At 51.3% G+C, this 14868-nt stretch carries 9 protein-coding genes and 1 pseudogene; 1 reads left to right on the top strand and 9 read right to left on the bottom strand.

From position 1 onward, the window contains the following. Positions 1-322: 322 nt before the first annotated feature. From BAA01_09895 to BAA01_09930, 8 genes and pseudogenes are all read right to left on the bottom strand, one after another. Positions 323-1198, bottom strand: a pseudogene (locus tag BAA01_09895) (hypothetical protein). 778 nt (positions 1199-1976) lie between these two features. Continuing rightward, a complete protein-coding gene (locus tag BAA01_09900) occupies positions 1977-3164 on the bottom strand; it encodes a hypothetical protein (GenBank protein ID OUM87298.1) in 1188 nt (395 codons plus the stop codon). Positions 3165-3193: 29 nt separating this feature from the next. Next, the gene (locus tag BAA01_09905; protein ID OUM87290.1) at positions 3194-4759 is read right to left on the bottom strand and encodes an AMP-dependent synthetase; all 1566 of its coding nucleotides are present in this window, start codon (positions 4757-4759) and stop codon (positions 3194-3196) included. A gap of 41 nt (positions 4760-4800) precedes the next feature. Continuing rightward, complete coding sequence (locus BAA01_09910) at positions 4801-5682, bottom strand: hypothetical protein (protein OUM87291.1); 882 nt, start codon at positions 5680-5682, stop codon at positions 4801-4803. A 48-nt stretch (positions 5683-5730) separates the two neighbouring features. Further along, entirely contained in the window at positions 5731-7956 is a 2226-nt protein-coding gene (locus BAA01_09915) for an acetone carboxylase subunit alpha (protein OUM87292.1), read from the bottom strand. Between the two features lie 21 nt (positions 7957-7977). Then, the gene (locus tag BAA01_09920; protein ID OUM87293.1) at positions 7978-10104 is read right to left on the bottom strand and encodes a hydantoinase; all 2127 of its coding nucleotides are present in this window, start codon (positions 10102-10104) and stop codon (positions 7978-7980) included. After that, a complete protein-coding gene (locus BAA01_09925; protein OUM87294.1) occupies positions 10101-10475 on the bottom strand; it encodes a hypothetical protein in 375 nt (124 codons plus the stop codon). The genes BAA01_09920 and BAA01_09925 overlap by 4 nt, the downstream gene beginning before the upstream one ends. Beyond that, entirely contained in the window at positions 10459-12405 is a 1947-nt protein-coding gene (locus tag BAA01_09930; protein ID OUM87295.1) for a hypothetical protein, read from the bottom strand. Before BAA01_09930 ends, BAA01_09925 begins: the two co-directional genes overlap by 17 nt. Between BAA01_09930 and BAA01_09935 the strand changes: the two genes are divergently transcribed. Then, entirely contained in the window at positions 12392-12637 is a 246-nt protein-coding gene (locus BAA01_09935) for a hypothetical protein (protein ID OUM87296.1), read from the top strand. The two genes, BAA01_09930 and BAA01_09935, sit on opposite strands and share 14 nt — an antisense overlap. Positions 12638-12677: 40 nt before the next feature. Here the strand turns inward: BAA01_09935 and BAA01_09940 are convergent, their stop codons facing one another. Next, a complete protein-coding gene (locus tag BAA01_09940; protein OUM87297.1) occupies positions 12678-14618 on the bottom strand; it encodes a hypothetical protein in 1941 nt (646 codons plus the stop codon). Positions 14619-14868 lie beyond the last annotated feature (250 nt).

Here is a 14868-nt window from a genome sequence, read left to right on the forward strand (position 1 = left end):
TCCAGTTGATTCAGAATCTCGGTATTGTGTACACTATCCATAGGTAGGGTTACTCCTCTCTGTGGAATAGTTGCCAATTCCGAGGATACCCTACCTTTCTTATTTACACAAACTATTGTACGTCATCAAATTTTCCTCAAGAATTCAGAACACCTTAACAACGTTACATTAAAGAATGGTTATTTTTTCAATACCAGTGCTCCGATCCCCAGAAGCCATCCCGAATTTTCAAAAGTGATATGAACCTCACCACCTAAACCTAAATTTTAACGTGGTGAGGCTCACATAAGCTGGCTTTTGTTATGGTATTGGTACCAAACAATCATCCCGCTCCAACATACATCCTCCGGCCTTCCATGCTCCGGATTGGTTCCGTGAATTCCCCGCTCCCTTTGGACAAGGCCTCGCTAATCGCATACATTCTTGCATCTATCATGTCCAGGAAATGCAACACTTCCGCTTCCGGAATCATGGGCGGTTTCGGGCTGCCCCATTCAGGTTTGTGATGATGGCTTAAAATCATGTGATGCAACAGCATTATTGTTTCCTCATCCAATCCCAAGCGGACGGCATATCTGTCCACCAGCCTGATGCCCTGCACAATATGGCCAAGCATTTTTCCTTCGGTTGTGTAGTCCCGGACTACACCATTTTCATCCGCATCCATTTCAAGCAACTTGCCGATGTCGTGGAGAATGACGCCTGCATACAACAAATCACGATTTAAAAAAAATAGACATTCAACACCCTGTCGGTCAGCCTTAGCATCTTAACCACATGATAGATAAGACCGCCACGAATGGCATGATGCATTCCTTTGGCTGAGGGCCATCTTAAGAACTGTTCACGATAATCGTTTAAAATGGTGGACAATAAAGTGCGGATTTGGATCGGCGATTTCCTCTACACGGCGAATAACGTCCTGCCAAAGGATTACGGGCGCAACAGGCGACCCTTTGACCAGTTGGGCTTGCGAGACGGTGTCATCCAGCCATATCCGCTCCACAATGAGTTGCAGTTGCCCCTGCCACTCCTGAACCCGTCTCGTTAAGCCAACAACCTTGCCGGCCGTCAACATCTCCTTTTGTTCCGTGGTACATTCCCAAAGCCTGGCGGAAATCTCTCCTAACTGGTCAGACAGGGTAAATTCGAGATAGTCCCTTCCCTGCCGATCCGAACGCACGGTTGCGTTCCTGATGAGATATAAACTTTCTTACAGCGAGCAAGGAAGTGATAATAAACAAATCGGCAGCACCCAATGGCGCGCCAACTCTGTTGCGCTTGTTCTTTGGTCGGTTAGAGAAGGAAGGAATAGGCTTTGAGCATAGGCTCGCCTGCATTTCTTTTATTTTCATCAGTAGCATTATTGAGAACGCCTACTACCTAGTACGTTCGGGCGTTTTTTCGAATAAATTGGCACTCTTGATTTCTCTACCTCCATCCAGATTGCCTGAAATTATTTTAGGATCTCGTCCTCCATCTCCAGTTCTTTATAAACGTTTTTGCAGACGTTCTGGTTCCCAATCGGTATTGCGAATGGCCACACCGTTACCAAAAAAGATTTCCTCCCCACGAGCTTTGTATATTCATATACCCAGCGACTCAGCATGGCAGGGAGGTTCCCAAGGGCTTTAGCCCCATGGGAGCCTTTTAGCCTTTCTCTATAACATGCAGGACGGTGGCGACCTTGAAGGATTTGTCATGCTTTCTTTTTTCATTTCAAAAAAATCATCCACTTTCCGCTGAATCTGACCTGGTCTTAACCCCGAATCAAAAGGACTGTAGAAAGTCCAAGGCTCTCCAGATTCCACCTCACTAATGAAACCTTGCTCTCAGCTAACGGCAAGCGCGCCAGTCCCCATTCGGAACTTTCACACTACAGACCACACCCCCAAGAGCACATGAAAATCACCTGGAAAAGCGTCTCCAGGCTTTTTTCTGTTTTTACCTTCTTTATACCTGCTTCATCTGACCAATCATCTGGTCAAAATATGCACCGACACCACTGCCGTATCTCCGTACAAATAGCCGCCTACATTATGCGTCAAACCGACACGTGGCTCGCCGTCCACTTGGCGCTGACCAGCCTCTCTCCGGAGTTGCCAGACCACTTCAGCAATTTGAGCGAGCCCTGTCGCACCAATTGGATGTCCTCTTGAGATCAGACCACCGCTGGGATTGACAGGAATTGTTCCTCCCAAAGCGGTGGCTCCGCTTTCCACCAACTTCGCCCCTTCACCGGGCGGACAAAGCCCCAGATGTTCATATGCCCACAACTCCCCAGGTGCACAGGCATCATGCAACTCTACCAGATCCAGATCTTCTGGTGTCACCCCAGCTTGGTGGTAGGCCTTTTTGGTCGCTCGTTCCGTATTGCTGATCCCTTGTTCAATGGCTTGCGGATCTCCTGACAAGATCACCGACGCACTGACAAACACCGGTTTTTTTCCCAACTGGCGGGCCGTTCGTTCCGTCGAAATGATGGCAGCCGCCGCTCCGTCGCTCAAGGGTGAGCACATCAAAAGCGTCACCGGTTCGCTGATCATTCTGGACTGCAACACCGTTTCCAGTGTCTGGGGGGTGCGGTATTGGGCATAGGGATTGAGGCTGCCATGCCGACTGTTCTTAACCGCAATCTGAGCAAACGTTTCCACTTTGGTTCCATACAAATCCATGTGGCGTTGGGCCTCTGAGGCATAGATGTCCATAAACATGCTCTGGTTGTCTTTCATTCCTCCGCCGGGAACGGATACCAATTCCTCGATATCGACGGCTCCTTGAAAAGCGCGAAAGGTACGCCGCTTGTCTGGATGGAACATTTTCTCAACGCCGATGGCCAACACAGTCTCATACTGTCCACCCATCACGGCCTGCACTGCCAATTGAAAAGCGGTGGAAGCGCTGGCGCATGCGTTTTCCACATTGATGATCGGAATGCCTTCCAATCCGCTACCCTTGAGAAAAACTTGCCCGCGAATGTTTTCTTGTCCCCAGATAGATCCTGCAGCTGCGTTGGCCACGAAAGCCGCTTCAATACGAGAACATTCTATTCCCGCATCTGCAAGCGCAGCATCCAACGCCTCTTTCGCCAGTTCCTGCGAACTGCGCTCCAAATGTTTGCCGAACTTGGTCATCCCGACACCGATGACAACTGCTTGATTCATCCCCATGTTGTTCATCCCCTGAGCCTCAGTCATCCGTTGTTTTCCGAATACTGCTTGCGCAATACTTTTTTGTCGATCTTCCCGTATGGTGTAAGAGGCAAGGACTCCGTAAAGTAAATCTCCTTGGGCCGCTTATACTTGGACAATTCCTTGTCACACAGCTCGGTGATCTCTTCTTTTGACGGTATCCAGTCAGACTTGGGAACGATGATGGCCGTGACCGCTTCGCCCCAGTCCGGATGAGGCAAGCCAATCACCGCCACTTGGCTCACGCCGGGATGCTTTTGAATGGCGTTTTCCACTTCCGTCGAATAAACATTCATCCCTCCGCTGATGATCATGTCCTTTTTCCGATCCAACAAATAGACATAACCATCTTCGTCCATCATCCCCACATCACCGGTGTGCAGCCACCCGTCGAAAATGGTCTCTGACGTCTGCTCCGGCTTGTTGTAGTAACCGATCATGTTATACAACGTCCGTACAGCAATCTCCCCCTGTTCACCCCGTGGAACTTCTTGTCCCTCATCATTCACGATCCGGACCTGGCTCATCAAGACCGGCTTGCCACAACTGCGCAATCGGTGGACATACGGTTCGTCGGTGCGGTGATCCTCTTTGCTTAACCGGGTAATAAAATTTGGCGCCTCGGTTTGGCCATAAAGTTGCATAAAGACCGGCCCAAAAATCTCCAGCCCCTGTTTCAATCGTTCCACGGTAATGGGTGCAGCCCCGTACAAAATGGTCCGCAAAGAACTGAAATCGTACGTACGACCTTGAATTTGATCCATCACCCTGTAAATCATGGTCGGGACCATAAAAGTAAACGTTATCCGGTCTTCCTGAATCCGATCCAGGACCAACTGAGGATTGAAGGATCGCTCGATATAGTGGGTCGCCCCTTTCAACAGGCCAGCCTGCAGGACGACACCGGCGCTGTGGGGAAGCGGGGACATCAACAAAATCCGCTCGTCGTCTTGCAACCCCATTTCGATGATGTGGGAAAAGAGGTTCAGAACCACATTTTGTTGGGAATGAACAACTCCTTTGGGCAACCCGGTCGTGCCACCGGTATAGGCAATGATGGCCATGTCTTCCGGAGACACCTGGACATCCACAGGCATCTCCGGCTCGGCCCCTTGAAACGCCTCCCAAGGCAGAAAACCTTCCGGACACTCCGCCGCCGGGGCCACGCCCACAAGATGCTTCAATTGCGGCAGTTGCCCTTTGATTCGCGAGACAATCTCAAAAAAGTTGCTTCCGATAATCGCCATCTCCGTGCCAGAGTCTTGGAGAATATAGGCAATCTCTTTTTCCCCCAGCATGTCATTCAACGGAACCTTTGTTCCGCCGGCGAAATTTAGACCCATGTCACTCATCACATACTCAACGCAATTGGACATGATCAACGCGACGCGGGTGTTGGGCTTCACCCCCCGCTTCACCATCGCTTGCGCCACTCGGTACGATGCCCGAAGCAATTCCCGATAACTGACCGTTTTTCCCTCGTGAATCAACGCTGTCTTATCGCCGTGCAATTTCAACGTTTTTTCAAAGATCGCCTTGACGGTCAACAAGTTATGGCTCACTGGCACATTCCTCCTTGTTTCAAAGAATCGCTTCCAACAACTCGGTTTCATCCGATGATTGTCCGTAACCGGCTAAGCCGTTCCAATACCCGTTCGGGCTCCGCATCGGCAGGAATGCTTCCAAAGGTCAGCGGCACACCGGAGGGCACCGGCTCAACATCAGACGTCCAAAACGCCGAATTCAACCCTCCCCCGACAGGCATCCCTTCCGACGAAGCGGCCGCGACCTGCTCCAGAGTCGCTTCCGGAAACAAGGCAAAATGGACCATATCTCCCAACGACCACTGCATATCGGGAGTGCTCGGCAACTGAATTCCTTTCAACCACTTGTAATGGTCCGCCAAATTCCAGATCGGTTGGTAAAGGGTCACGTACTCCGCCACAACGGCCGGCGGTTCCGTCTCCCGCAAAACAACCCCGGTAACCGGTTGGCCAGCAAACGCCCGCAGACCATCAGCCAAAATCATCGCAACCGCATCTTGATCGTCAACCGAAACTTCCCCGCCATACTGTACATCTTTCAATTGCAAAAAATCCAACGCACGCATCTGTTTGACCCACTTCCGTGGCGCATCCACATACAGCACAATCGGTGTCGCCGGAAAAAGGCTGTTCATCCCCGTCAGCACTTCCGAGAGAATTTCCTTCGGTTCCTCAAGCGCCATCACTTTCCGCAAGACAAACGTCGCTTTCTTCCCGTGCCATTCCTTGCCCTGCTCTTGATGGTTCCGTACCCACGACGTAAAAAAGGGCATCAGCGGCACGCTCAACACATCGGATTGAAGCAATTGCTGACCTTGTGAAAATACAGACAAAAAACGTGCCGCATCCAGCCAGATTTCTTGTTCCTCGCGCATAAACAAACGCTGTGCGTAATCAAGATAATCCAGCCAGATCCTGCCACTCCCCCCCAACCGATCCAGCCACATTGGTCATCCCTCCCTGGTCAGAACGCCCAAAAGAATCACGGATCCCCTCTAGTTTGCCTTTAATTGTTGCTCCAGTTCCTGTAATTTGGCTTTCAGTTGCATGATTTGCACGTCTTTCGGATCGGGCAAATAGACCGGTTGAATGGCATTTGCCGACATCTTTGCCGCCGGCGAACCGGCATAAATGACATGTTTATCCGACCAGCTTCCGTACCACGGCAGGTGAGCCGGTGGTTCCTCCGTCACCCATTGTTTGACGAACTCTTGATACGTCATGCCGCGCCGGATACGGGCCTGACGTTCCTCTTGGCGGGCTTTCTCCGTCGCTTCCCGGTCCAACACCAGCGTCTCGGGATCGTATACGACCCGGTAGATGTTCTGAGCGACATAATCCGATATCAATCCTTCTTCCAGGTCTTTCATCACCAAGTCGGGATCCCGTTCCAGCACATCGCCATAACCGCCACCCGCCCCCTGGGTCAAAAGGTACAGCTCGCCTTCCTTCACCAACTCAAAGACCATCCCCCGGTGGTACGTCTCGTAGGTCGCCTCCGGGTAAGGCCGCTCATTGAGCAGCTCTTCCATGGTGTAGGCAAACTTCTCCGGTTCCTGCTGCAGCTTTTCGAAAATGTTGATCCCCTTGATCTTGGCCAGCGGATACGTCGGACAACCATAACCTCCAAACAAGCCGTAAATAGTTGGGAATTTGGAACCGATGGTGGTGGACATCAATCCCCAGTAGGGCGTGTCCTTGACCGACACAATCATGTGGTAACCATGTCCGCCCCGGTATTTCCCAAAACCTTGGTTGTCTTTCATAATCCGCCGCGACAGCTGGATGATGGGGATGTCCTCTTCGAACAGTTCCTGTTCGCCTTGCTCCGCCATGGGAGCAAACAACGGTGCCACCGCGTGTTCGCCATCCATATCTTCCCTTGCCCCGCCCGGCATCCCGTTCAAATCGGCGCAAATGTTGCCGACAATCTCCCCGTTTTGTGTGATCCCGCCATACAGGAAGGTGACAATCATATTGTACCAAGGGGCCAGCAATTTTGTATATTTCTTCGAGCTATACAAAAATTTCGCAAAAGCAATTTGGGCTGCCGTAAACAACGGGAAGATGGTCATCATACTCTGGGCATTGGGCGTTTCATAAGAGCTATCAAAGATCGACCTCGGAGTGACGGTAAATTTGAACGGCGCAATCACGGCTTGGTTGCGTGGCAAGTCGGGCCAAATGTATCCCAAGAGCAAAACGGTAATGATTGTCTTCGCACCGACAATGATGGTGTTATTGGAACGGTTCGCAAATTCAGGAGACGAGCCGGACAGATCGATATGGAGCTCATCACCCCTCTTCGTCATTTCGACCATGGTCTTGATCAGGACATTTTCCCGCAATGTTCCGTCAGCAATGGCCATAGCGCGAACGGTCCCATCCGGCCATTCGCGCAAGCGGCGCCGGACTTCTGCCACGGTGTCGTCCAGTGTCTTGCGCAAAGTGGCGATGACCGCGTCCACCCCATAGTCGGCAATCGCCTCTTCCATCCGGAGTTTCATCCGCAGACAGGCCGCCAGTTTTGCCTTCATATCCTGCAACTGCAGTTTGGGCTCGCGGACCGAGTTTTGCAAAAACGTGACCAGGTCTTTCTTGAGCTGGTGATTTTCCGCCACCTTAAACGGGGGCATCATCAACCCTTCCATGAACTTGGATTCAGCCGCCGAAGGGATGCCTCCCGGCTCTACCGCCCCATTCTCCCCTTCGTGCACGACCACCACGGCCCAGGCGATCAACTCGCCGTCATGGAAAATCGGCAGCATCATGCTGTGGTCTGCGTTGTGAATTCCACCGTAACGGGCGTCATTGTGCATAAATGCGTCTCCTGGCCGGATGCCCACCGTCGGCTCATTTAACCAGTACTGATACGTATATTTCACGGCATATTGCGCCGTGGTGCAAAATCCCAGAACCCCGGAGGCGCTAGCCAACGACAAATCACCGCTCGCGGTATAAAAACCGGTGACCAAATCCCCCCACTTGGCACCCGGTGCCGCACCAATCTTTTCCAACATCTCGAACGTTTCATTCGCCGAAGCCAATAACCGACTGCGGACGATGCTGATGGTCGCGTCAGACACTTTGGCCATCGCTTCTTTTTCGCGCTCTGTAACTGGCGCCAACCCGTGATCGTACATAATCTTCGGATCGGGCCCGAGAAACAGTTTCGTATCCTCCAAAAATTGTTCAATCAACTGCTGTTCACGGTCTTTCATCAATCCCTCACTCCTTTTCCTTCAATCTTCCCGGGTCATCAGAGCCGAACCTTGTGCGCCAATCACCAAACGCCACCCCGGCTCCACCAAGTAAGTGGTGCGCGGTGACTCCACCAGGGCCGGACCCATCAGGACAGTGCCGGGATGCAATTGATCCAGTGAATAAACCGGCGTTTCCACAGCTTCGTCCAGATACACAAAATGGCAAATTTGCATGCGAAGCGGCTGGACGGAATGCCCGGTTTCGGCAAAAAGCTTCTCAAAGCGGATGGAGCCCAATTCCACATAGGCGATGACCCGGATGACCGTGATGCGAATACCTGCTTCCGGCGCCTGGCTCCCTTCCCCGAACCGTTCGCCGTAATTGTCGCTAAACGCCTGAATGAGACCGAACACATCTTCCAGATTACGAAGTCGGCGCACCGGACTGATGACAGACGTCTCGGCGATTTGATTGCCGTAACGCATGTCCAGTTCCAAGCGAAATCGGATGTCGGCCTCGTTAATCCCCTGCCTTAAAAGATCTGCTTTGCCCGCCTCCTCCAGTTCCTCGACGATGGCGTTGAACCGGTCATATTGATCAAAGATGCGCCTCGTATTGGCATCGTAAATGTTGATGTACACGTTCCGTTCGTGAATATGCAACTGATCCATCATCCCGACGCCAGCGGCGGAAAAGATGGAACTGAAGGGAGGAATGAGGATTTTTTTCATCCCCAACACTTCCGCGATCCCACAAGCATGCAACGGACCGTTGCCGCCATACGCGAGCAATGTAAAATCCTTCGGGTCATACCCTTTCACGCCCAACTCCTGAAACATGGCGTGGGCCATGTTCGCATCAACCTTTTGTTTGATCTGCTTGGCCGCTTCTACCAAGGAAATACCCATTTCTTCACAAATGTTCTCACGGATGGCCATTTCAGCCCGTCGGCGGTTCAGCTTCACCGAACCCCCTGCATAATTATCCGGATCAAGGTAACCCAGGATGAGATCAGCGTCGGTCACCGTCGGATCCATTCCTCCGCGGTCGTAACAAGCCGGTCCCGGATCCGAACCAGCACTGGTCGGCCCGACTTCCACTGCATTGAACAACCGATCGTAACGGGCGATGGAACCGCCCCCGGCTCCAATGATCTTTAAATGAAGCATGGGCGTATTGATAAGCCAGCGGTCAATCACCGGGTTAAATTCATAAAATTTGATCCCCTCTCCCACCACGATGCCGATGTCGCAACTGGTCCCACCCATGTCCATGGCCAGCAACTTGCTTTCCGCAAAGGCCTCTGCCAACCGTTCCGCCGCGTTGACACCGGCAGTCGGCCCGGAATGAATCGTCTGCAACGCATGGGTCGAATTGAGTTGAGCCATGCCGCCGGTGTTGTGGACGACCAACATCGGTTTTTGATAACCGTTCTCCCGCAGGGTCATTTCCAGCGAAGAGAGGCCATGGTACATCTGCTCGTGCAAGTAGGCATCGAGGATGGCCGCCGTAGCCCGGGTGTATTCCCCTTTCCGTCCCACCACTTGATGGGAGAGGATGACAGGCATGGCGCCCAGCATGTGAGAAGGATATTCCTCCAAAATAATTTCTTCAACCCGCTTTTCATGCACCGGATTGACCACCGAGTTGACGAGCGCCACGACAAAAGCCTGAGCACCGCGATCCACCAACCGGCGTATCTGGTAGCGAAGGTGTTCTTCATCCAGTGGCATTAATACCTGCCCTTTGTAATCCACCCTTTCCCGCACGCCAACAATCATGTTTACAGGAACAAGCGGTTCCGGCCTCCTGGCCGAAGCCAGATCACTCTGTTCCTGAGGTGTCAATCCATCACCGTATCCACGCCCCCGGCTTAGCGGTACCGAACTCTCATAACCGGCGGTGGTCAACAATCCGACAGCAGGACCTTTTCGTTCCAACAGTGTATTGGTTCCTAACGTCGTTGCATACCGCACCGAATCCACTTGCGACAGGACATCCGACACTTTCAGTGCCAACTTGCCGGCTGCTTGCTCCAAAGCCTCCATAAATCCAAGCGCCAAGTTATGGTGGGTGGTTAACGCCTTGGTTTCCAGCTGATGTTCATCCCAAATGAGAAAACAGTCGGTGAATGTCCCACCGATATCTACGCTGATCCGCTTCATTTGCCCATTCCCCCTTTTGCTCCGAGATGCCGTTCTTTTAACGCGTCGATATCAAACTGCAGATCGTGCAATGGCGGGTGTCCCGGTGGCAAATATTCAACCTCGACCATTGTCCCGCAACCCGGACAGTAATATTCCACAATCTGCACCCAATCCGGATCCGGAGCAAATGTATACGCATACTTTTGCGGATCCAAAATTGGACGGTGAATCTCCCGGGGATCGCGGGCATAAACCAGCAACCCTTCTTTGTAGTTGCGTTGCGCCGAAATCAGTTCCCGGTCACAACGACGGCAACACCACATCTCTTTTTCCAAATCAATAGCCAAATATTCCGTCATTGCGACTTTCATTTTAGTCTCCCCTTTCATCCCACAGGAAAAGGTCTCCATTTTCATTCACAGTATAGGACCAACCGTCCAGCACACGACAAGTAAACAACGGATCTTCGAGCAAAACCGGGCCCCTTCCTTTTGCCCCCGGCGGCAAATTGTCGAAACGATACACCGGAACTTCCTTCACCTGTCCGTCCGGATGGAGGATTGACTGTTGTCGAACGGGCGCAGGCAATGAAATATCCTTCTCCTGTACGTGCCCTTTATCTTGGAACATAAAGTGCCGGATTGGTTTTGTCACATTCAAATAAAGGCGGCAGGGCTTCCCTTCCAGCAGTTTGAGCTGCTCACCATCGTCCAAGGAAATCCGTTTGACATGCGTCCCTTCTTCCGCCAGCGGAATAAGCTGGGATTCCAAGTGGCACTCTGCCAACGAATAGCCTTCCGCAAACATGTCCCGTTCGGCCCGTTCGCGCAATTGCGCCAGTTTTTCCTCCAACAACGGAATATCCCAATCCAGAAGAGTGGCCTGGTACTCGTGGGCAATGTCGCTGAAACTAATGCCGAAAGCACTAAAGACAGCCGCAAATCGCGGAATCAGCACCTGACGGATACCGACGATCTGTGCTGCACCGCAAGCACTCATCGGTCCCGCCCCGCCAAAAGCTAACAAGGTTGTACCGGCAGCATCAGTCAGGTAGGTGGACAAGCCTTGCCCAATTTTTTCCAAGTAAACTTTTTCCATTTCCAATAGCGCCTCATCCAGGGTCAACCCCAGGGGTCCAGCCACTTTTTCCGCGATGACGTCGCGGGCCCGTCGGCTGTCTAAGGCCATCTGGCCACCAAAGTAAGAAGCACCGTCAAGGACTCCCATCAGCAGATAAGCATCTGTTATGGTTGCTTCCTGACCACCCCGGGCAAAACAGGCTGGTCCCGGTGCAGCCCCCATACTTTCTGGTCCCACTTGTAGACGACCATCTGTCACGCGAAAGACCGAACTCCCACCCGCACCAACACTGATCTGATCGCTCATGGCAAAAGAAGTAGGAATCTTTTCCACTTCCCCGTGCAGCTTCTCCTTTACCACACTTTGCTCCACATAGCCGATATCCGTCGTCGTCCCGCCGATGTCCATGGTCAACACCGCCGGCAATTGGTAATGCCGGGCCAACGCTTTCGCTCCTTCCATTCCGCCGCGCGGTCCGGAGCCATACGTCTTAATCGCCGTCGTTTTGGCAACACGGGTGGAATTGCCGTCATTGTGGTAAATCAATAACGGTTTCCGGGTGCCATAACTGCGGAGGAATTTTTCAGCGTTGTAAAGAAAACGCTCCATTACCGGATGTAAGAACGAATTGATTAATGCACTCCATGTGCGGTGATGATCGTTGTCATCTTCCACCAACTCATGGGAAAACAACACTGGCACGGCCCCCAGCAAATGGCGTGGGTACTTGTCAAGAATGATCCGTTTGACAAGCTTTTCATGCTCCTTTAATGTTGCGCTTTGAAAACTGACCACCAAACGGCTGGCTCCTTGAGAGAGTAATTGGTTCACCACAGTAACCACTTCTCTTTCCAACGCCGCCTGATCTTGGGTGGGGTCGAGGTAACCGACACGCTCTCCCACCATCACTTCGTACATCGCCTTCTCCTCGTCCGACATTTGCAGTAAAGAAGGACTCATCCCCTTGCTGAGGATTAAACCGAGACGTGGACCTTTCTTCTGCACGATCGTATTCGTCCCGGCCGTCGTAGAATAGCGGATCGTATCCGTTTCCTTTAACAATCGGGCAATATCGGCATCTCCGTACAATTCCTTTGCGGCTGCCCGCAGGGCATCAATAAAACAGCGGGTCAAATCGTGGGGCGTCGTCAGCGTTTTTGCCCGAACGATACGGTTTTCAGCCAACACGCAGATGTCGGTAAAGGTACCTCCGTTATCAATCGTGATGAACAGGCTCAACTTGCCAACTCCTTTCCTCAAGTCTCGCGAATGCCACGCCAATGTGAGCGCTCTCATCATTTGGATTCAAGCAAAAATGGTGCCAACACTGAACAACATCCGGAACGAAGAACTTTGTCTCATTTTGACGCTGTTAAATCGCGTAATTTCGCCGAAAACTGTACTCTTTAAAATAAACAAAAAAATAGAAATCCTCTTTGTTAAGAAGATTTCTATCTCAGATGTCACGTAACATTTGTGACAAAAGTGACAGTTGACCACATATGGATTGGTCAAATCTCAATTCCATATTCCTCTAATTTTCGGTAAATGGTCATGCGGGACACCGACAACATCCGGGCAGTTTTGCTGATGTTCCCTTGATTGTATTTCAAAACCGAAAGCAAGGTGTCCTTATCCAATTTTTTTCTCCGACGTCGCTTCCAGCCTTCCGCTTTCACTGGGGAAACAGGGAAAGATGAACGAATTTCCGGTGGCAGTTCTTGCACCCCAATGATGCCTGCCTCAGAACGAAAGGCCGCCTGTTCCATGGCATTTTTTAGCTGGCGGACGTTCCCCGGCCATGAATACGCTTTCAAAATGTGGGCAGCTTCAGCAGTCAACTTCGGCCGAATCGGATGGGATTTGGCTGACTCCAAGAAGTGTTCCGCCAGGAGCAAGATATCCTCTTTTCGTTCCCGGAGAGGCGGCAGGTGCAACGTAATCACGTTTAACCGGTAGTACAAATCGGCGCGGAATCTCCCTTTTTCCACCTCTTCCCAAAGATTCCGGTGGGTAGCAGCGATTACCCGCACATCCACGGGGATCGGTTGAGAGCCCCCGATCGGCATGACTTGTCGTTCCTCCAATACGCGTAACAGATAAGCCTGTGCTTCCAGCGGGAGTTCGCCGACTTCATCGAGAAAAATCGTACCTTTGTCCGCTTGCACGAATTTCCCTTTACTGCCGCCGGTTTTTGCGCCAGTAAAAGCCCCTTCTTCGTAACCAAACAATTCACTGGCAATCAGGTGCGAAGGAATGGCACCACAATTAATGGCGACAAAAGGCGATTCCCGTCGTAAGCCATGGGCGTGGATCGATTGGGCCAGCACTTCTTTTCCCGTTCCCGTCTCACCGATGATGAGCACATTTTGATCGGTAAACGCCGCCCGCTTCGCCAGTTCCGTCACCGACTGCATTTGCGGATTCCAGGTCAATATTTGGTCAAACCGGTACCTGACGACAGCCGGTTGTTTCGCACGTTTCACCTTGGTCTGCCTGTGAAAGACGGCCATCCCACCCAGCAAACGACTACCTACCCGATATGGGTGCACATGTACTAACCAGCGGCTGTCATCCTTGGCATCGACCAACTCTTTCAACCCTTTTTCAGGACATTGCGCCCACACTTTCTCAAGAAGTGGAAAGTGCTCGAACAAACGATCACCGCTCCTCAGATAGAGAAGCGATCGGGCCTGCTGATTGCAACGGGTAATCTTTCCTTCAAGATCGAACATCACCAGGGGCTCACTAATCGTATCCAAAAGTGTTCGGAAGGAGGACATGTTTTCTTCCACGAAACGTGAGGCCAGCGCTTGTTCAATTTTATAAGCATAACTAGAAACCAAATACAGATCATGCGCTTGGACGAAATTTTTTCTTGCCGTCATGTCAAGAACACCAATGAGCTGTCTGGAAAGCGGGTCGCGGATGGGAGCCGCGGAACACACCCAGTCGTGCCAGCCTTTGCAAAAGTGCTCCGCAGCGAAAATTTGGACCGGCTTCCCTTCTTCAATCGCAGTTCCGATCGCATTGGTCCCTGCCAATTTCTCCGTCCAAACTGAACCCGGCCAAAAACGGCGCCATTCCATCAGACGCAGGATCTGTTGATTATACTTTGCATCGAGGATCACACCGGATTGATCCGCCAACACCACGCTGTATGGCTCATCATGGAAGTAGTTAAACAACCGCTCCATGTAAGGCTCGGCCACTTTGAGCAACAATTGGTTTCGTTCCTTGAGTTCAAACAATTGTTCCCCTTGAAAAAGCAGATCTGCCTGCTCTTTTAATAAATCCGTCCGGTACTGGTTGCACCTGCTCCAAGATGATGAAATGACCGATCGATGTTTATCGGGAATTTTTCCATCAATAGAATAACACTCCCAATATTTAGCTAGTTCTTTGTCCAATACATTAAAATCATCGAACTTTTTTACCGCAACACTTTCCATTGCCTCCCCTCCTAGTCTTCGTGATGTTCTTAATAATTTACACATCATTCTAACCTATAAGAATAATTTAAGTCCACCATATAAACAAGCCATTTACGTTGTACCCTTTTTTACTTCACAGTTGGTTCATTGTAAAATCAAATGCAACAAAAGAAATAAACAAAAGCCATGGTAATTCCGTTATGATTAAGTCGACGAAAACCTTCATAACAGGAGGAATTACCGATGGCTCACTCCCATGATAACACAA

Origin of the sequence: Bacillus thermozeamaize, assembly GCA_002159075.1 — a bacterium.
Classification (GTDB): Bacteria; Bacillota; Bacilli; order ZCTH02-B2; family ZCTH02-B2; genus Bacillus_BB; species Bacillus_BB thermozeamaize.

Bases quoted from the DNA above. Each gene is read 5' to 3' on its own strand.
- BAA01_09915 (OUM87292.1), bottom strand. From the start codon at position 7,956: ATGAAAGACCGTGAACAGCAGTTGATTGAACAATTTTTGGAGGATACG.
- BAA01_09925 (OUM87294.1), bottom strand. From the start codon at position 10,475: ATGAAAGGGGAGACTAAAATGAAAGTCGCAATGACGGAATATTTGGCT.
- BAA01_09900 (OUM87298.1), bottom strand. From the start codon at position 3,164: ATGAATCAAGCAGTTGTCATCGGTGTCGGGATGACCAAGTTCGGCAAA.
- BAA01_09920 (OUM87293.1), bottom strand. From the start codon at position 10,104: ATGAAGCGGATCAGCGTAGATATCGGTGGGACATTCACCGACTGTTTT.
- BAA01_09910 (OUM87291.1), bottom strand. From the start codon at position 5,682: ATGTGGCTGGATCGGTTGGGGGGGAGTGGCAGGATCTGGCTGGATTAT.
- BAA01_09935 (OUM87296.1), top strand. From the start codon at position 12,392: ATGAACAGGCTCAACTTGCCAACTCCTTTCCTCAAGTCTCGCGAATGC.
- BAA01_09940 (OUM87297.1), bottom strand. From the start codon at position 14,618: ATGGAAAGTGTTGCGGTAAAAAAGTTCGATGATTTTAATGTATTGGAC.